Annotated in this window: 14 protein-coding genes; 11 read left to right on the top strand and 3 right to left on the bottom strand. The window is 72.8% G+C overall.

Annotation, left to right across the window (positions count from 1 at the left end):
* Positions 1 to 62: 62 nt before the first annotated feature.
* The 9 genes from ACL06G_RS03285 (at position 63) to ACL06G_RS03245 (ending at position 13,004) form a co-directional block, all read left to right on the top strand.
* Positions 63 to 1,793 (top strand): dolichyl-phosphate-mannose--protein mannosyltransferase, encoded by a 1,731-nt coding sequence (locus ACL06G_RS03285; RefSeq protein WP_412785379.1) that lies wholly within the window; start codon positions 63 to 65, stop codon positions 1,791 to 1,793.
* 153 nt (positions 1,794 to 1,946) lie between these two features.
* Positions 1,947 to 3,602, top strand: a complete 1,656-nt coding sequence (locus ACL06G_RS03280) for a penicillin-binding transpeptidase domain-containing protein (RefSeq protein WP_412785378.1) — start codon at positions 1,947 to 1,949, stop codon at positions 3,600 to 3,602.
* A 64-nt stretch (positions 3,603 to 3,666) separates the two neighbouring features.
* A complete protein-coding gene (locus ACL06G_RS03275; protein ID WP_412835367.1) occupies positions 3,667 to 4,530 on the top strand; it encodes an EamA family transporter in 864 nt (287 codons plus the stop codon).
* A gap of 89 nt (positions 4,531 to 4,619) precedes the next feature.
* Positions 4,620 to 6,452 carry an ABC-F family ATP-binding cassette domain-containing protein gene (locus ACL06G_RS03270; protein ID WP_412785376.1) on the top strand — a complete coding sequence of 611 codons (1,833 nt, stop codon included), beginning with the start codon at positions 4,620 to 4,622 and terminating at the stop codon, positions 6,450 to 6,452.
* A gap of 256 nt (positions 6,453 to 6,708) precedes the next feature.
* The gene (locus ACL06G_RS03265; RefSeq protein WP_412835366.1) at positions 6,709 to 8,496 is read left to right on the top strand and encodes an outer membrane protein assembly factor BamB family protein; all 1,788 of its coding nucleotides are present in this window, start codon (positions 6,709 to 6,711) and stop codon (positions 8,494 to 8,496) included.
* A gap of 174 nt (positions 8,497 to 8,670) precedes the next feature.
* A complete protein-coding gene (gene galT, locus ACL06G_RS03260) occupies positions 8,671 to 9,768 on the top strand; it encodes a galactose-1-phosphate uridylyltransferase (protein ID WP_412785374.1) in 1,098 nt (365 codons plus the stop codon).
* Entirely contained in the window at positions 9,765 to 10,748 is a 984-nt protein-coding gene (gene galE, locus ACL06G_RS03255) for a UDP-glucose 4-epimerase GalE (protein WP_412785373.1), read from the top strand. Before galT ends, galE begins: the two co-directional genes overlap by 4 nt.
* Positions 10,745 to 11,887 (top strand): galactokinase, encoded by a 1,143-nt coding sequence (galK, locus tag ACL06G_RS03250; RefSeq protein ID WP_412835365.1) that lies wholly within the window; start codon positions 10,745 to 10,747, stop codon positions 11,885 to 11,887. The genes galE and galK overlap by 4 nt, the downstream gene beginning before the upstream one ends.
* Before the next feature lie 265 nt (positions 11,888 to 12,152).
* A complete protein-coding gene (locus tag ACL06G_RS03245; protein WP_412785371.1) occupies positions 12,153 to 13,004 on the top strand; it encodes a response regulator transcription factor in 852 nt (283 codons plus the stop codon).
* Between the two features lie 9 nt (positions 13,005 to 13,013).
* Here the strand turns inward: ACL06G_RS03245 and ACL06G_RS03240 are convergent, their stop codons facing one another.
* Positions 13,014 to 13,511 carry a MarR family winged helix-turn-helix transcriptional regulator gene (locus ACL06G_RS03240; RefSeq protein ID WP_412785370.1) on the bottom strand — a complete coding sequence of 166 codons (498 nt, stop codon included), beginning with the start codon at positions 13,509 to 13,511 and terminating at the stop codon, positions 13,014 to 13,016.
* Between the two features lie 72 nt (positions 13,512 to 13,583).
* Between ACL06G_RS03240 and ACL06G_RS03235 the strand changes: the two genes are divergently transcribed.
* Together ACL06G_RS03235 and ACL06G_RS03230 are read left to right on the top strand one after the other, a co-directional pair.
* Positions 13,584 to 14,414, top strand: coding sequence for a methyltransferase domain-containing protein (locus ACL06G_RS03235; protein ID WP_412835364.1), 831 nt, complete (start codon positions 13,584 to 13,586; stop codon positions 14,412 to 14,414).
* Entirely contained in the window at positions 14,411 to 14,809 is a 399-nt protein-coding gene (locus tag ACL06G_RS03230; RefSeq protein WP_412835363.1) for a VOC family protein, read from the top strand. The genes ACL06G_RS03235 and ACL06G_RS03230 overlap by 4 nt, the downstream gene beginning before the upstream one ends.
* 37 nt (positions 14,810 to 14,846) lie before the next feature.
* Here ACL06G_RS03230 and ACL06G_RS03225 read toward each other — a convergent pair whose 3' ends face one another.
* Together ACL06G_RS03225 and ACL06G_RS03220 are read right to left on the bottom strand one after the other, a co-directional pair.
* Complete coding sequence (locus ACL06G_RS03225) at positions 14,847 to 15,554, bottom strand: TetR family transcriptional regulator (protein WP_412835362.1); 708 nt, start codon at positions 15,552 to 15,554, stop codon at positions 14,847 to 14,849.
* On the bottom strand, positions 15,551 to 16,543 hold the full coding sequence (locus ACL06G_RS03220; protein ID WP_412785366.1) for an acyl-CoA desaturase: 993 nt from the start codon (positions 16,541 to 16,543) through the stop codon (positions 15,551 to 15,553). Before ACL06G_RS03220 ends, ACL06G_RS03225 begins: the two co-directional genes overlap by 4 nt.
* Between the last annotated feature and the right edge of the window lie 69 nt (positions 16,544 to 16,612).

Genomic DNA, 16,612 nt, shown 5'->3' with positions numbered 1-16,612 from the left:
CCGGGCGGCCCGGGCCGCCGCGCGGGGGCAGCCCCGGCCGGCGCGTTCCCTACGATGTCCGCGTGACGACGAGTGGAACCGCCGCCGAGGTACAGCGTGAGCAGGCCCGTCCCCCGCACCCGGGCGGGAGGGGCGCCCGGCCGCGCCGCTCCTCCCGGGAAGACGGGCAGCAGCCCCCGGGCCTGGCCGAACGCCTCGTGCCGCCGTACCCCAGCCCCTCCCTCCGGCCCGCGGCGCTCCTCGGCCTCCCGGCGGGAGCGGCGAAGCGGCTCGCCCGCTGGTCGGCCTGGGGCGGCCCCCTGCTTGTCGCCCTGGTCGCCGGACTGCTGCGGTTCCGGCACCTCGGCTCACCGCACGCGGTGATATTCGACGAGACGTACTACGCCAAGGACGCCTGGTCGCTGCTCCGGTTCGGTTACGAGGGCACCTGGGGCGACGGGGCCAACGAGAAGATCCTCTCCGGTGCGGGGGACGCCGCCCTCTCGGCCGACCACAGCTACGTCGTGCACCCGCCCGCCGGGAAGTGGATCATCGCGCTGGGTGAAGGCCTGTGGGGCCTGGACCCCTTCGGCTGGCGCTTCATGACGGCGCTGCTCGGCACCCTCTCCGTGCTGATGCTCTGCCGCATCGGCCGCCGCCTGTTCCGCTCCACCCTGCTCGGCTGCGCCGCCGGTGCGCTGATGGCGGTCGACGGACTCCACTTCGTGATGAGCCGGACCGCGCTGCTCGACCTCGTCGTCATGTTCTGGGTGCTCGCGGCCTTCGGCTGCCTGCTCGTCGACCGTGACGCCGCACGGGCCCGGCTGAAGGCCGCACTGCCCGACGACCCCGGACGCCCCGGCGACGTCAGGGCGGACGCCAAGATCGCCGAACGCCTCGGCCTCGGCGCGCGCCCGTGGCGCATCGCGGCCGGGGTCTGCCTCGGACTGGCCTGCGCCACCAAGTGGAACGGACTGGTGGTGCTGGCGGCGTTCGGCCTGCTCACCGTGCTGTGGGACAGCGGCTCCCGCCGACTCGCGGGCGCGGGGCGCCCGTTCAGCTCGATGCTCCGCAAGGACGCGCTGCCCGCGTTCCTCTCCACGGTCCCGGTCGCCCTCGCCACCTACCTGGCCTCCTGGACCGGCTGGTTCGCCACCGACGGCGGCTACCACCGGGACTGGGCCACGAAGGAAGGGGCCGGGCAGGGGTGGGGCCTGGTGCCGGACGCACTGCGCAGCCTGTGGCACTACGAGACGCAGGTCTACGAGTTCCACGTCAACCTCACCGACGGCCACACCTACGACTCCAACCCGTGGAGCTGGCTCGTCCAGGGCCGCCCGGTCTCCTACTTCTACGAATCCCCCGAGCAGGGCGAAGCCGGCTGCACCGCCGTCGGCGGATGCGCACGCGAAGTGCTCGCGCTCGGTACCCCGCTGCTGTGGTGGGCCGCCTGCCTGGCGGTCCTCTACGTCCTCTACCGGTGGCTGCTGCGCCGGGACTGGCGGGCCGGCGCGATCCTCTGCGGACTCGCGGCCGGATACCTGCCCTGGTTCCACTACCAGGAACGCACCATCTTCTCCTTCTACGCGGTGGTGTTCGTCCCGTTCCTGTGCCTCGCGGTCGCCATGGTCCTCGGCGCGCTCGCCGGACCGCCCGGCGTCACCGAGCGGCGGCGCGTGACCGGTGTCGTCGCGGGAGGGGTGCTCGTCCTCCTCATCGTGTGGAATTTCGTCTACTTCTGGCCCCTCTACACCGGTCAGGTCATCCCCATGGACGCCTGGCGGCACCGGATGTGGCTCGACACCTGGATCTGACGCCTGCCCGGCTTGCCGAACCCGCGCAGGAACACGGCGTTTTGGCACTCGAAAGAGTGATGTGCGCCCTCTGTGGTGTCACTTCCGTGCCGTAGGGTGCCCCTCGAACAGGCAACCGAGGCACGGTCGGGCGAGTCGGAGGGCACCAGTCGGATGGGTCGCAGGGCGCGGAAGCGGGACAAGCAGCGCATGGTGGTGATCGGGTCGGTCGCCGCTGCCGTCGTCGTGGCGACGGCAGCCGGTGTCTACGCTTTCGTCGCCGAGGACGACGGGGGCCTCGCAGCCCTGACCGCCTCGGAGGAGGAGCCGGAGATTCCGAGCGGGCCGCCCACGGCCGCCGAGACCCGCAAGGCCGCGGGGAAGTTCCTCGCCGCCTGGAGCGCCGGTGAGATACGGCGGGCTGCAGGTCTGACCGACGACCGGGCTGCCGCGCTCGAGGTGCTCACCTCCTTCCGCGAGGACGCGCACGTCGAGAAGCTCGACGTCACCCCCTCCGGCAAGCCGAAGGACGGCAGTCTGCCGTTCGGCGTCGAGGCGCGGATCGTGTACGAGGAGCAGAAGGGCGACTGGTCCTACGACTCCGCGGTGCACGTGGTGCGGAAGAAGGCCACCGGCAAGGTCGTCGTCGCATGGAACCCGACCATCCTCCACCCGGAGCTGAAGGACGGCCGGACCATCGAGACGGGCGAGGGCGGCGACCCGCCCCTCAAGGCCCTCGACCGCAACGGCACGGAGATCACCAAGGAGCAACACCCCGCCCTCAGCGGGGTGCTGGCCGACCTGCGCACCCGCTACGGCGACGAGGCGGGTGGCGAACCGGGCATCGAGACCCGCGTGCTGGACGCCGAGGGCGAGGAGACCGGCACGACCCTCCTCACGCTCTCCGAGGGCGAGGAGGGCACCCTCCGCACCACCCTTGACCTCGGGCTCCAGCGGGCGGCCGAGAAGGCCATCGCCGACAAGGGGAAGGCCGCAGTCGTCGCGGTGAAGGCCAGTACCGGCGAGATTCTCGCCGCGGCCCACGAGCCCGCGGACGGCTTCGACACCGCCTTCCAGGGCCTCTACGCGCCCGGTTCGACGATGAAGGTCGTCACCGGCGCCATGCTCATGGACAAGGGGCTCGCCGCGCCGAACGAGCAGCACCCGTGCCCCAAGAAGTTCGAGTACGGCCACTGGCCCTTCCACAACGACAACCACTTCGAGATCAAGAACGGCACCTTCGAGCAGAGCTTCGCCGCCTCCTGCAACACCGCGTTCATCAGCCAGGCCCCGGAGCTGGACGACGACTCGCTCACGAAGTACGCCCGGGATGTCTTCGGGCTGGGGCTCAACTGGCAGGTCGGCACCACGACCATGGACGGCCGGGTGCCCGTGCAGTCCGACGCGCAGATGGGCGCCTCGCTGATCGGGCAGGGCGGCGTCCGCATGAACCCGCTGAACATGGCGTCCGTCGCCGCGACGGCCCGGACCGGCACGTTCCACCAGCCGTACCTGGTCTCCCCGGACGTCGACGGCCGCACGCTCGCCACCGCCCCGAGGACGATGAAGCCGGGGACCGCCGCCGGCCTCCGCCAGGTGATGCGCACCACGGCGGTCAGCGGCACCGCGGCCGTACCGATGTCCGGCATGGGCGGCGACTTCGGCGCGAAGACCGGGTCGGCCGAGGTCATGGGGCAGAAGAAGCCGAACGCCTGGTTCACCGCGTACAGCGGGGACCTCGCGGCCGCGGCCGTGGTGCCCGCCTCCGGGCACGGCGGTGAGAACGCCGGCCCCGTCGTCCGCGCCGTGTTCGACGCCTCCACGGGGTGACACCGCCCCGCGCCGCAGCCGGCTCGCCGGTCCCGGTACCGCGCGGGCCCGGCACCGGTGACGCATGACACCGCTGGTGGCCCTCGCGGTCCTGACCGCCGCCGCGGTCCACGCGGGCTGGAACGCCATCGCGCACCGGATACGCGACCAGTTGGTCGCGTTCACCCTGATCGGTGCGGCCGACGTGCTGTGCGGCGGGCTCATCGCCGCTGCCGCGCCCGTGCCGGCACCCGCCTCCTGGCCGTACCTGCTGGCGTCCGTGGTGCTGCACACCGGCTACCAGGCCCTGCTGATGCGGGCCTTCCGGCTGGGCGACTTCGGGCAGGTGTACCCGATCGCCCGCGGCACCGCGCCCCTGGTGGTGACCGTGCTCGCCCTGGTCGTGGTGAACGAGCGGCCCGGCTTCTGGCAGACGGCGGGGGTCGCCGTCGCCTGCGCGGGGCTCTGCGGTCTCGCGCTGTGGGGCGTCCGGCGACGCGCGCCCGGCTCCGCCCCGCCCACCCAGCCCGCCCTGCTGGCCGCGTTCGCCACCGGCTGCGCGATCGCGGTGTACACCGTCGTCGACGGACTGGGTGTACGGGCCTCCGGCACGCCCCTCGGCTACACCGGCTGGCTGGTCGCCCTGATGGGCCCCGTGATCCCGCTGTACGCACTCGCCGTCCGGCGCGGGCGGCTGCTCGCCCAGCTGCGGCCTGCCGCACGGCTCGGCCTGCTCGGCGGCGTCATGTCCACGGCGGCCTACGGTCTGGTGCTGTGGGCCCAGACCCGGGCCCCGCTCGCTCCGGTCGCCGCGCTCCGCGAATCGTCGATCATCGCCGGTGCGGCGATCGGCGCGGTGGTCTTCAAGGAGCGCTTCGGCGCGGCCCGGGTCGTCGCCGCCGCCCTCATGGCCTCCGGCATCGCACTGATGCTGACCGGGAGTTCCTGACCGGCACGCCTGCGCGGCGGCCCGCCCGGAAGAGAATGTCGCGCGGGCGACTAGGCTGGACGGCTGACCGCACGCGTCGCAGGAGTGAGATGGCAGTCAACCTCGTCAATCTGGAAGCCGTCGGCAAGGTGTACGGGACCCGTGCCCTGCTGGACGGTGTCTCGCTCGGTGTGAGCGAGGGCGACCGCATCGGCGTCGTCGGGAGGAACGGGGACGGCAAGACCACGCTGATCCGCATCCTGGCCCAGCAGGAACCCTCCGACACCGGCCGCGTCACCCACGCGGGCGGGCTGCGGCTCGGCGTCCTCACCCAGCACGACTCCCTCGACCCGCGGGCCACGGTCCGGCACGAGGTGCTCGGCGACATGGCGGAGCACGAGTGGGCGGGCGACCCGAAGATCCGCGACGTGCTCACCGGCCTCTTCGGCGGCCTCGGCATGCCCGGGTTCCCCGACGGTCCGGAGACCGTGATCGGCCCGCTCTCCGGCGGGGAGCGCCGCCGCATCGCGCTCGCCAAGCTGCTCATCGCCGAGCAGGACCTGATCGTGCTCGACGAGCCGACGAACCACCTGGACGTCGAGGGCATCTCGTGGCTCGCCGGCCACCTGCGGGCCAGGCGTTCCGCCCTGGTGTGCGTCACCCACGACCGCTGGTTCCTGGACCAGGTCTGCACCCGCATGTGGGACGTGCAGCGGGGCGGCGTGCACGAGTACGACGGCGGCTACAGCGACTACGTGTTCGCCCGCGCCGAGCGGGAGCGGATCGCCGCGAACGAGGAGAGCAAGCGCCAGAACCTGATGCGCAAGGAGCTGGCGTGGCTCCGGCGCGGCGCCCCCGCGCGCACCAGCAAACCGCGCTTCCGGATCGAGGCGGCGAACGCGCTGATCTCCGACGTGCCGCCGCCCCGCGACGACGCCGAGCTGATGCGGTTCGCCAACTCCCGACTCGGGAAGACCGTCCTGGAGCTGGAGAACGTCACCGTGCAGGCCGGGCCCAAGGTGCTGCTGCGGCAGCTCACCTGGCAGCTCGGTCCCGGCGACCGGGTCGGTCTGGTCGGAGTCAACGGCTCCGGCAAGACCTCCCTGCTCCGTGCCCTCGCGGACGCGGTCCGCAGCGCGGGGGAGCAGCAGCCCGACACCGGGCACATCACGGTGGGGAAGACGGTCCGGTTGGCCTACCTCTCCCAGGAGGTGGCCGAGGTCGACCCGAACTGGCGCGTGCTGGAGGCGGTGGAGCGGGTCCGGTCCCGCGTCGAGCTCGGCAAGGGACGGGAGATGACGGCCTCCCAGCTCTGCGAGAAGTTCGGCTTCGTCAAGGAGAAGCAGTGGACCCCGGTCGGTGACCTGTCCGGCGGTGAGCGCCGCCGTCTGCAGATCCTGCGGCTCCTGATGGACGAGCCCAACGTGCTCTTCCTGGACGAGCCGACCAACGACCTGGACATCGAGACGCTGAAACAGCTCGAGGACGTGCTGGACGGCTGGGCCGGTTCGCTCGTGGTCATCTCGCACGACCGGTACTTCCTCGAGAGGACCACCGCCACCACGTACGCGCTGCTGGGGGACGGTGCGCTGCGGATGCTGCCGCGCGGCATCGACGAGTACCTGGAGCGGCGGGCGCGCGCTCGCGAACAGGCCGCCGCCGCTCCGTCGTCGGGCGGAGACAGTGCCAAGGCGGCGAAATCCGCGGCGAAACCCGCGTCCAAGCCCGCGGCGCTCTCGCGTGCGACGCAGAAGGAACTGCAGCGCATCGAGAGGCGGCTGGACCGGATCGCGGGATCGGAGTCCACCCTTCACTCGGAAATCGCGGACAACGCGACGGACTTCGAGCGGGTGGCGGAACTCGACGCCCGGCTCCGTGAACTCACCGCGGAACGCGACGACCTGGAGACGCGCTGGCTGGAACTCGCGGAGGACGCCTCGTAGTTCAGGGCCGGGCCCGGCCCCCGGGAAATCTTCCGGCCCGCCGTCGGGAGCGCGTCGACTCCACGATTCCGCGCCGGGACCGTGACACATCCGGGACCGTCCCGCGCACGGTCCGGTGATAGAAAGATGGCGCCATCCATCAGTCATGGCGGGCTGGATGTCCGCACCGCTCCGCCTGGGGACTGTCCGCCGGACAGGACCGACGGGGGGTCAGGGCGCCGGGCTTGACGGTTCGCCCGTTCCCGAGGACTTCCGCATGTCGCAGCCCCCGCCCCCACCACCCGGTCCACCGCCGCAGTCCGGTCCCGACGAGCCGGAGGGCCCGCAGCAGCCGCCGGGTCCGCCGCCGCAGCAGCCCGCTCCGGACAAGCAGCAGGGCGGCGGCTACGGCTACCCGCAGGCGCCCGCCCAGCCGCCCCAGCCGGGAGGCTACGGCTATCCGCAGCCGCCCGCGCAGCCGCCGCAGGGCGGATTCGGCGGCCCGCAGGCCGGGCCGGTACCCGGCCCGTACGGACAGCCGCAGCCCGGCCCCTACGGGCAGCCCCAGCCGTACGGCCCCGGCCCGTACGGTCAGCCGCAGCCCGGGCCGTACGGGTACCCCGGCGGGGCACCCACCGTGCCGCCCGGCGGCCGGCCCCCCGGCGGGGACAACAAGGTGCTGGTGATCGTGGCCGCCGTGGTCGCCGTTCTGCTGGTGGTCGGCGGCGGCGTGTGGTTCCTCGCGCAGGACGGCGGCGGTTCGCCGGATCCGCAGGCGTCGTCCGGTGGCACCACGAGCGGCAGCACCGGCGGTGGCGGAACGGACACCGGCGGCGGTGACGCACCCACCGGCACCGACGGCGAGCTCCTCTTCACCGTGGACGCCCCCGACGTGAACGAGTCCACCGGCGTCCCCGGGGCCTGGGCCACCGACGAGTTCTTCGTCAAGAGCTCGATCGGCAAGATCCTCGCTGTGCGTGCCGCGGACGGATCCTCCGCCTGGGAGATCCCGCTCGACGGACCGGTCTGTGCCGCGTCGCCCCACCGCAGCGAGGACGGCAGGACCGCGGTCGTCACGCGGGAGAGCGGGGCGGAGAACGCGGACTGCAACCAGATGGTCGTCCTCGACCTCGACAAGGGGAAGAAGGCCTGGCAGAAGACCATCCCCGGCGACGCGGACGTCAGTTCGCTGGGCGGCGGGGTGACGGTCGCCCGGAACACCGTCGCCGCGGCGTGGATCGGCGGCGCCGTCGCCTACTCCCTGGACGGCGGCAGCCCGCTCTGGGGCGGCGACTGGAGCGGCGAGTGCCGCGACGAGGGGTACGCGGGCGGCGCGGAACTCGTCGCCGTCGTGCGGTGCGGAAACCTGAGCGATCCCGAATACCGCGTGCAGACGCTGAACCCGAAGAACGGCAAGCCCGTCGGCGAGTACACGGTGCCGTCGGGCATCTCCTCCGTCCACGTGCTGTCCACCGCCCCGCTGGTGATCGGTGTGGGTGCGGGGGAGTACCACACGACCGACATCATCACCGTCGGGGACGACCACCAGCTGGAATCCAAGATCACTCTGGGCGACCGCTACGAGGACCCCTGCCGCACGGACACCGAGTCGTGCTGGACCTCGGCCGTCTCCGACGACTACGTGTTCCTGCCGACCAAGTCGCACGACTCCTCCGGCGACGCCATCGGCCAGACCAACTCGGTCATGGCCTTCGACATCCACAGCGGCGCCACGAAATGGAAGGTGGACGCCGGCGACGGCCGGGAGATCCTGCCGTTCGACGTGCAGGACGGGAAGCTGCTGGCCTACCGGACGGCGACCTACGAGGACGGCGGCGAGATCGTCGAGGTCGACCCGGCATCGCACCAGGAGAAGCTGCGCCTCCGACTGCCGTCGGGTCACGACCTGGACTACGAAAGGGAGATGGGTCCCCGTACCTACGGCTCCTACAGCAGGGTGATCTTCCGGAACGGGCGCCTCTTCTTCCACCAGCACATCACCTCGGACCGTGTCGGCACCTACACCAAGGAGCGGCTCCTGGCCGTCGGCTACGGGGCGGGCTGACCCGGCGCCACGCCGAGCGCTTCCACGCCGTCCCCGCGCCCCCGCCGTCCGCGCCCGCCGCGCGTGGACGGCGGGGGCGCACACCGTCCGGACCTCGGCGGAGTGACCGCGGACGCGGGCCGGTGCGCGACTATGCTGCTGCGTGTTCCGCTCGCGCCGACCCGAGGGAGTCCCGTGCACAAGACCGCGGACAGGCTCGCCGACGGCCGGCAGATCCTGTACTACGACCTCGGCGGGACCGCGCGCCGCCCGGCAGCGGACCCGCGTCCCCCCGACGCCGCGGCACCCGCCTCCGAGATCCGCCACGACCCGCTGCGCGACGACTGGGTCGCCGTCACCGCGCACCGCCAGTCGCGCACCCACCACCCGCCCGTCGACGCCTGCCCCCTCTGCCCCTCGCGCGGCGGGCGGCGGACCGAGGTGCCGGCACCGGACTACCAGGTGGCCGTCTTCGAGAACCGCTTCCCCTCCTTCACCGGCGGCCCCGGGCCGCTCACCGCCGAGGGCCCCGGCGGTCTCCTCGCGCGCGGCCCCGGCGCGGGACGCTGCGAGGTCGTCTGCTTCACGCCCGACCACGACGCCTCGTTCGCCGACCTCGCCCCGGAACGGGCCCGGCTGGTCCTGGACGCTTGGACCGACCGTACGGCGCACCTGTCGCGGCTGCCGGGAGTGGAGCAGGTGTTCTGCTTCGAGAACCGCGGACGCGAGATCGGCGTCACGCTCGGCCACCCGCACGGGCAGATCTACGCCTACCCGTTCACCACCCCGCGCACCGCCCGCACCCTCGCCTCCGTGGCCGCCCACCGGGAACGCACCGGACGCAACCTGTTCGACGACGTGCTCGCCGCCGAGCGCGCCGACGGGCGCCGGATCGTGCGGCAGGGCGAGCATTGGACGGCCTTCGTCCCCCACGCCGCGCACTGGCCGTACGAGGTGCACCTCTACCCGCACCGGCGCGTTCCCGACCTGACCGCGCTGGACGACGCGGCACGGGAGGAGTTCCCCCGGCTCCACCTGGACCTGCTGCGCCGGTTCGACCGCCTCTTCGGGCCGGACGCGTCCCCGACCCCGTACGTCTCCGCCTGGCACCAGGCGCCCCGGACCGCACCCGGACGGGGTGACTTCGCCCTCCACCTGGAACTTTTCACCATCCGCCGTGCGTCCGGCAAGCTGAAGTACCTCGCGGGTTCCGAATCCGGCATGGACGTGTTCGTCAACGACGTGCCGCCGGAGGCCGCGGCTCAGCGACTGCGAGAGGTAGAGAACGAGTGAAGTACCTGGTGACAGGCGGCGCGGGATACGTCGGCAGCGTCGTCGCCGCACACTTGCTGGAGGCAGGCCACGAGGTCACCGTGCTGGACGACCTCTCGACGGGCTTCCGCGCGGGTGTCCCCGACGGCGCGGAGTTCGTGGAGGGCCGGGTGCAGGATGCCGACCGGGTCCTGGACCCCTCCTTCGACGGCGTGCTCCACTTCGCGGCCTGCTCGCAGGTCGGCGAGTCGGTGGTCGACCCCGACAAGTACTGGCGGAACAACGTCGGCGGCACCATCGAGCTGCTCGCCGCCATGCGGGAGAAGGGCGTGCGTCGCCTGGTCTTCTCCTCCACGGCGGCCACCTACGGCGAACCCGCGGGCGCCACCATCACCGAGGACGACCCGACCGCGCCGACCAACCCGTACGGCGCGAGCAAGCTCGCCGTCGACCACATGATCACCGGCGAGTGCCGCGCCCACGGGCTCGCCGCCGCGTCGCTCCGCTACTTCAACGTCGCGGGCGCCTACGCGGCACGCGACGGCAAGGTGTACGGCGAGCGCCACGACCCCGAGTCGCACCTCATCCCGCTGGTCCTCCAGGTCGCGCAGGGCCGCCGCGAGCACATCTCGGTGTTCGGCGACGACTACCCCACTCCCGACGGCACCTGTGTCCGTGACTACATCCACGTCGCCGACCTCGCCGACGCCCACCTGCTGGCCCTGGAGTCGGCACCCGCCGGCGAGCACCTGATCTGCAACCTGGGGAACGGCAACGGCTTCTCCGTCCGCGAGGTGATCGAGACCGTCCGCAAGGTGACGGGTCACCCGATCCCCGAGGTCGTCGCCGACCGGCGGGGCGGTGACCCGGCCGTGCTCGTCGCCTCGGCGGAGCGCGCCCACCGGGTTCTCGGATGGTCGCCCTCGCGCGCCGACCTGGCCGGAATCGTCCGGGACGCCTGGGACTTCGCCCGGCAGCAGGGTGGCGCGGCGACGTCATGACGACGTTCCGCGAGGTGTTCGGGAGGGCGGCGGACGGTGTCTGGGAGGCTCCCGGACGCGTCAACCTGATCGGCGAACACACGGACTACAACGACGGTTTCGTGCTGCCGCTCGCCCTTCCCCGCACCACGCGGGTGGCCGCGGCGCGCCGAGACGACGGTGTGCTGCGGCTGTTCTCCCGGCAGGCCGCGGCGGACGGTGCGGCGACGTTCCGCCTCGCGGACGCCGCACCGCCCGGTCGCGGCTGGGCGGCCTACCCGCTCGGGGTGGCGTGGGCACTGCGCGAGGAGGCGGGCCCGTCCGCCCTGCCCGGCGCGGACCTGTTCGTCGACTCCACGGTGCCGCCAGGCGCCGGGCTCTCCTCCTCGGCGGCACTCGAGGTCGCCACCGGGCTCGCGCTGGCCGAGTTGCACGGGCCGGCCCCCGACCGGGCACGGCTGGCGGCCCTGTGCCGCCGCGCCGAGAACGACTTCGCGGGCGTGCCCTGCGGGGTCATGGACCAGATGGCCTCGGCGTGCTGCATCGAGGGGCACGCCCTGTTCCTCGACACCCGGGACCTCGGCCGCCGCCAGGTACCGCTGGACCTCGCGTCCCACGGGCTGCGCCTGCTGGTGATGGACACCCGGGTGCGGCACTCCCTGGCGGACGGTGCGTACGCCGAGCGCCGCGCCGGATGCGAGGAGGCCGCGCGGCTGCTCGGTGCGGCGGCCCTGCGGGACGTCCCGGCGGAGGACGGACGGGGCGCGCCGGCGGATCGTGTCGTGGACCCCGCGCTGCGGCGTCTGGTGCGGCACGTGGTGTCCGAGAATCAGCGGGTCCTGCGGACGGTCGCGCTGCTGGACGCCGGACAGTTGAGGGCCGTCGGCCCGGTGCTGACCGCCGGTCACGCATCGTTGCGCGACGACTTCGCGGTGTCGTGCCCGGAACTCGACCTGGCCGTCGGCACCGCGGTCGCGGCGGGAGCGCTCGGCGCGCGGATGACCGGAGGCGGGTTCGGCGGGTCGGCGATCGCGCTGGTGGAGGACGCGCGTGCCGCGACGGTCGGCGAGGCGGTGGCGGCAGCGTTCGCCGAGGCGGGACACCGCGAGCCGGGGATTTTCGAGGCGCTGCCCGCCGCCGGTGCACGGCGGGTCCGTTGAGCCGGTTCCGGGCCCGTGGAACGTTCCCACCTGCTGGGGCGTCGGTAGAGATAAGGCAATTTTCGGCCGTTCCTCTTTCACTTCTGCTACTCCTGCGTAAGCTTGGGTTCTCCTGCACGGCCTGGGGGGTCGGAGCCGTGTCCAGCAGGGCGGGACAGCCGGGTGCGACACCCGCGCGGACGACGGCGGCGTGAGAGCGGCGGCGGACCGAGCGCAGACGCGACCCGGAGCCGGGCGTCACCGCCCATCGTGTCGAGGGGTGTCGATGCAACGCATACGTGTCCTGGTGGTCGACGACCACCGGATCTTCGCCGACGCCTTGGCGGCGGCGCTGACCGCCGAGGAGGACGTGGAGGCGACTGCCGTGGGCAGTGCCGCCGCTGCCGTGAGGGCGCTGCGGACCGGTGCTGCCGAGGGGCAGCGCCCCGAGGTACTGCTCGCGGACGCGGACCTGGGCGGTGCCGAGCCGGCGCCCTCCGCCGCGATTCCCGCACCGCGGGCCGGGCAGGACACGGCCGCCGCAGTCCTCGGGCATCTCGACGAGCCGGTCGTCGCCGGGGCCTCTCCGCGCGCCGATGCCGCGGCGTCGGACGACACACCGGCGCAGGACCCGTCCTGGGACGGTATCGCCCTGGTCGCCGCACTCCGCCGCGAGTTCCCCGCCCTGCGGGCGGTCGTGCTCGCGGAGCGGGACGACGCGGCCCGCGCCTCCGCGGCACTCCGCGCCGGAGCCTGCGGCTGGGTGGCGAAGGACTGCGGCCTGTCCCGGCTGCTGGACGTCGTGCGGGGCGTGGTGAAGGGCGAGACGCACGTGCCGCCGCTGCTGCTCACCGAAGTCCTCGACGAGCTCACCGCCTCGCGCAGCCGCTCCGAGAGCGAGCAGCTGGTGCAGTCCCTGACGCCGCGTGAGCTGGAGGTGCTGCGCTGCATGGTGGCCGGATGGGGGCGCGGTGCGGTGGCCGAGCGCCTGTTCCTCTCCCCGCACACGGTGCGCACGCACATGCAGAACGTGCTGGGCAAACTGGGCGTGCATTCGACGCTCGCGGCGGTCGCCCTGGCGCGCCGTGCCGGGGTTCCGCCGGCCGGTGTCGCGGGGGAGGCGCACGGGCCGCGCTGACGGCCGGGCTCAGCCGGGGGTGTTGTCGAAGGGGGCCGTCAGCTCCCGCAGCAGACCTGCGAGGTGGGCGCGCTGGGCGTGGGACAGCTGGACCAGGATGGCCCGTTCCTGCTCCAGCAGACCGGCGAGCGCGCTGTCGGCGCGGTCGCGTCCGTCGGAGGTGAGGCGCACCAGGACGCCGCGGCGGTCGTTCGGATCGGGCAGCCGCTCGACGAGTCCCTTCTTCGCCAGCCGGTCGATACGGTTGGTCATGGTGCCGGAGGTGACCAGAGTCTGGGTCAGCAGCTGACCGGGTGACAGCTGGTACGGGGCTCCCGCCCGCCGCAGTGCCGTGAGAACGTCGAACTCCCACGGTTCCAGGCCGTGCTCGGCGAACGCGATGCGCCGTGCCCGGTCCAGGTGGCGGGCCAGTCGGCTCACGCGGCTCAGGACCTCCAGCGGTTCCACGTCCAGGTCCGGGCGTTCCCGGCGCCATGCCGACACCAGTCGGTCGACCTCGTCCTCCATGAGGATCAGTGTAGTAGTTCTGTCGACGTGAAGTCTCTTGACATCGAGAGATTGACTTCGGATCATCGTTGCATGGAGAGCCGGGAAGCCCCCGAAGGCCGATCGTCACCCGTCTGGGACCCCGAGCAGTACGCCCGTTTCGCCGCGCACCGCGCGCGGCCGCTGGCGGACCTGCTCGCCCGGGTCCCCGAACTGCCCGCCGGAACGCCGCGCATCGCGGACCTCGGCTGCGGACCGGGAGCCCCCAGCTCCCGCATCTCGGCGCGGTGGCCGCACGCCCACGTCACCGGCTACGACAACTCGCCCGCGATGCTGCGGCGGGCCGAGACCCACGCCGGACCCACCGCCGACGGCGGAAGACTGGACTTCGCCGCCGCCGACCTCGCCGGCTGGCGGCCGGACACGCCGCACCACCTGATCGTCTCCAACGCGGCCCTCCACTGGTGGCCGGACCATCCCCGGGCCCTCCCCGCGTACGTCGACGGCCTCCTCCCCGGCGGCGTGCTGGCCTTCCAGGTCCCCGGCAACTTCGACGCCCCCAGCCACGTCCTCCTCCACCGACTCCGCAACGCGCCGCGCTGGCGGGGACGGCTCGGCGCCGCCCACCGGGGCGCGGACGTCCTCGAACCCGCCGGATACGTCGCCGCACTCGCCGGGGCCGGCTGCGAAACCGACGTCTGGGAAACCACCTACCAGCACGTCCTGCCCGGCGACGATCCCGTGCTGGAGTGGACCAAGGGCACCGCACTCCGCCCCGTCCTCACCCTGCTCGCCGACGACCCGGAGGCCCGGGACGCGTTCCTCGCCGAATACGCGGCCGCACTCCGCGAGGCCTACCCGCCCGGGCCATACGGCACCGTCCTCCCGTTCCGCAGGATCTTCGCCGTGGGAGTGAAACGATGACCGCCGGGACCACGACGACCCCGAGGCCCCCGTTCCGGCTGGAGCACGTCGACCACGTCCAGCTCGCCGCCCCACCCGGCAGCGAGGAGACGCTGCGCGCCTTCTACGGCACGGTGCTCGGCATGCGGGAGAAGCCCAAGCCCGCGGCGCTCGCCGCCCGCGGCGGCTGCTGGTTCACCGCCGGAGCCGTCGAGCTGCACCTCGGGATCGAGGAGGGATTCCGCCCCGCCCGCAAGGCCCATCCGGGGTTGCGGGTCACCGGGCTGGACGCCCTCGCCGAGCGGCTCGCGGCCGCCGGCGCCCCGGTCGTTCCCGACGATTCCGTCCCCGGACGCCGCCGCCTCCACACCGAGGACCCGGTGGGGAACCGGCTGGAGTTCCTGGAGGACGGCTGAGCGGGGCCGCACGGGCCGGGCATCCGCGACGTCCCCGTCACGCCTTGCGGTGCCCGACGAGGCGGGGCTTCTGCTCCAGCCCGTCCAGACCGTGCCAGGCCAGGTTCACCAGATGCGCGGCGACCTCCGCCTTCTTCGGGCGCCGCACGTTGAGCCACCACTGACCGGTCAGGGCGACCATGCCCACCAGCGCCTGCGCGTACAGCGGGGACAGCTTCGGGTCGAACCCCCGCATCTTGAACTCGCGTCCCAGGATGTCCTCGACCTGCGTGGCGATGTCGCTGATCAGTGAAGCGAAGGTGCCCGTGGACTGGGCGACCGGCGAATCCCGCACCAGGATGCGGAAGCCGTCGGTGTACTGCTCGATGTAGTCCAGCAGCGCGAACGCCGCCTGCTCCAGCAGCTCCCGCGGATGCCCGCCGGTCAACGCGCCCGTCACCATGTCCAGGAGCTGACGCATCTCGCGGTCCACGACGACCGCGTACAGGCCCTCCTTGCCGCCGAAGTGTTCGTACACCACCGGCTTGGACACACCGGCCTTGTGCGCGATCTCCTCGACCGAGGTCGCCTCGAAACCGCGCTCCGCGAACAGCGTGCGGCCGACGTCCAGCAGCTGCTCCCGTCGCTCCTTCCCCGTCATGCGGCGCTTCGCGCGCCGTGAGGTCGGAGCCGTTCCCGGCCGGGGGGCTATGTCCTGGTCGCTGACGTCTCTGGGGCGGTCGTCGGTCGGCACGTCCTCCATCATGCCGCGTCGGTCGTCGGCTCCTTGCGGCGGGAGTCGATACGGGAGGCCTTCGGCCAGCGGACGTCGTAGGCCCAGCCGAGCTTCTCGAACCACCGGATGATGCGGGCGCTGGAGTCCAGCTGGCCGCGCATCACGCCGTGCCGCGCACACGTCGGGTCGGCGTGGTGCAGGTTGTGCCAGGACTCGCCGCAGGAGAGCACCGCGAGCCACCACACGTTGCCCGAACGGTCACGGGACTTGAAGGGACGTTTGCCCACGGCGTGGCAGATGGAGTTGATCGACCACGTCACGTGGTGCAGCAGCGCCACCCGTACGAGTGAGCCCCAGAAGAACGCGGTGAGCGCGCCCTGCCACGACCAGGTGACAAGCCCCCCGACCAGCGGCGGCAGGAGCAGCGAGACGGCCGTCCACAGCACGAACTGGCGGGAGATCCGCCGGACGGCCGGATCCCGCACCAGATCCGGGGCGTACTTCTGCTGCGAGGTCTGCTCCTGGTCGAACATCCAGCCGATGTGCGCCCACCAGAGGCCCTTCAGCAGCGCCGGCACCGTGTCGCCGTAGCGCCACGGAGAGTGGGGGTCGCCCTCGTCGTCGGAGTACTTGTGGTGCTTGCGGTGGTCGGCGACCCAGCGCACCAGCGGCCCCTCCACGGCGAGCGACCCCATGACGGCCAGCGCGATGCGCAGCGGCCGCTTCGCCTTGAACGAGCCGTGGGTGAAGTACCGGTGGAAGCCGATCGTGATGCCGTGGCACCCGATGTAGTACATGGCCGTGAGCAGCCCGAGATCGAGCCAGCTCACGCCCCACCCCCAGGCCAGCGGCACCGCCGCCAGGAGGGCGAGGAAGGGGAGGACGATGAACGTCAGCAGGGCGACCTGCTCCGCCGAACGCCGCTGCTCACCGCCCAGTGTGGCGGATTCCACCGGCGATGCGTCCGAAGCCGGTCGGGCGCTCGGATCCTGCTCGAGTACGTCCGGGCCTGTGCTCATAGTGCTGTCCCTGGAAAGCGGGGGCGGGGGGGTGAAGGCTACGGCACCGTAACCTACGGCGTCGTAAGT

Source organism: Streptomyces callyspongiae (genome assembly GCF_047200695.1).
Taxonomy (GTDB): Bacteria; Actinomycetota; Actinomycetes; order Streptomycetales; family Streptomycetaceae; genus Streptomyces.
This window is presented reverse-complemented; position numbering and strand designations above follow the sequence as displayed.

Coding starts and splice junctions, on each gene's coding strand:
- ACL06G_RS03240 (WP_412785370.1), bottom strand. CDS start 13,511: ATGGAGGACGAGGTCGACCGACTGGTGTCGGCATGGCGCCGGGAACGC.
- ACL06G_RS03265 (WP_412835366.1), top strand. CDS start 6,709: ATGTCGCAGCCCCCGCCCCCACCACCCGGTCCACCGCCGCAGTCCGGT.
- ACL06G_RS03270 (WP_412785376.1), top strand. CDS start 4,620: ATGGCAGTCAACCTCGTCAATCTGGAAGCCGTCGGCAAGGTGTACGGG.
- ACL06G_RS03245 (WP_412785371.1), top strand. CDS start 12,153: ATGCAACGCATACGTGTCCTGGTGGTCGACGACCACCGGATCTTCGCC.
- ACL06G_RS03230 (WP_412835363.1), top strand. CDS start 14,411: ATGACCGCCGGGACCACGACGACCCCGAGGCCCCCGTTCCGGCTGGAG.
- ACL06G_RS03220 (WP_412785366.1), bottom strand. CDS start 16,543: ATGAGCACAGGCCCGGACGTACTCGAGCAGGATCCGAGCGCCCGACCG.
- ACL06G_RS03275 (WP_412835367.1), top strand. CDS start 3,667: ATGACACCGCTGGTGGCCCTCGCGGTCCTGACCGCCGCCGCGGTCCAC.
- ACL06G_RS03235 (WP_412835364.1), top strand. CDS start 13,584: ATGGAGAGCCGGGAAGCCCCCGAAGGCCGATCGTCACCCGTCTGGGAC.
- galK (WP_412835365.1), top strand. CDS start 10,745: ATGACGACGTTCCGCGAGGTGTTCGGGAGGGCGGCGGACGGTGTCTGG.
- ACL06G_RS03280 (WP_412785378.1), top strand. CDS start 1,947: ATGGGTCGCAGGGCGCGGAAGCGGGACAAGCAGCGCATGGTGGTGATC.
- ACL06G_RS03225 (WP_412835362.1), bottom strand. CDS start 15,554: ATGATGGAGGACGTGCCGACCGACGACCGCCCCAGAGACGTCAGCGAC.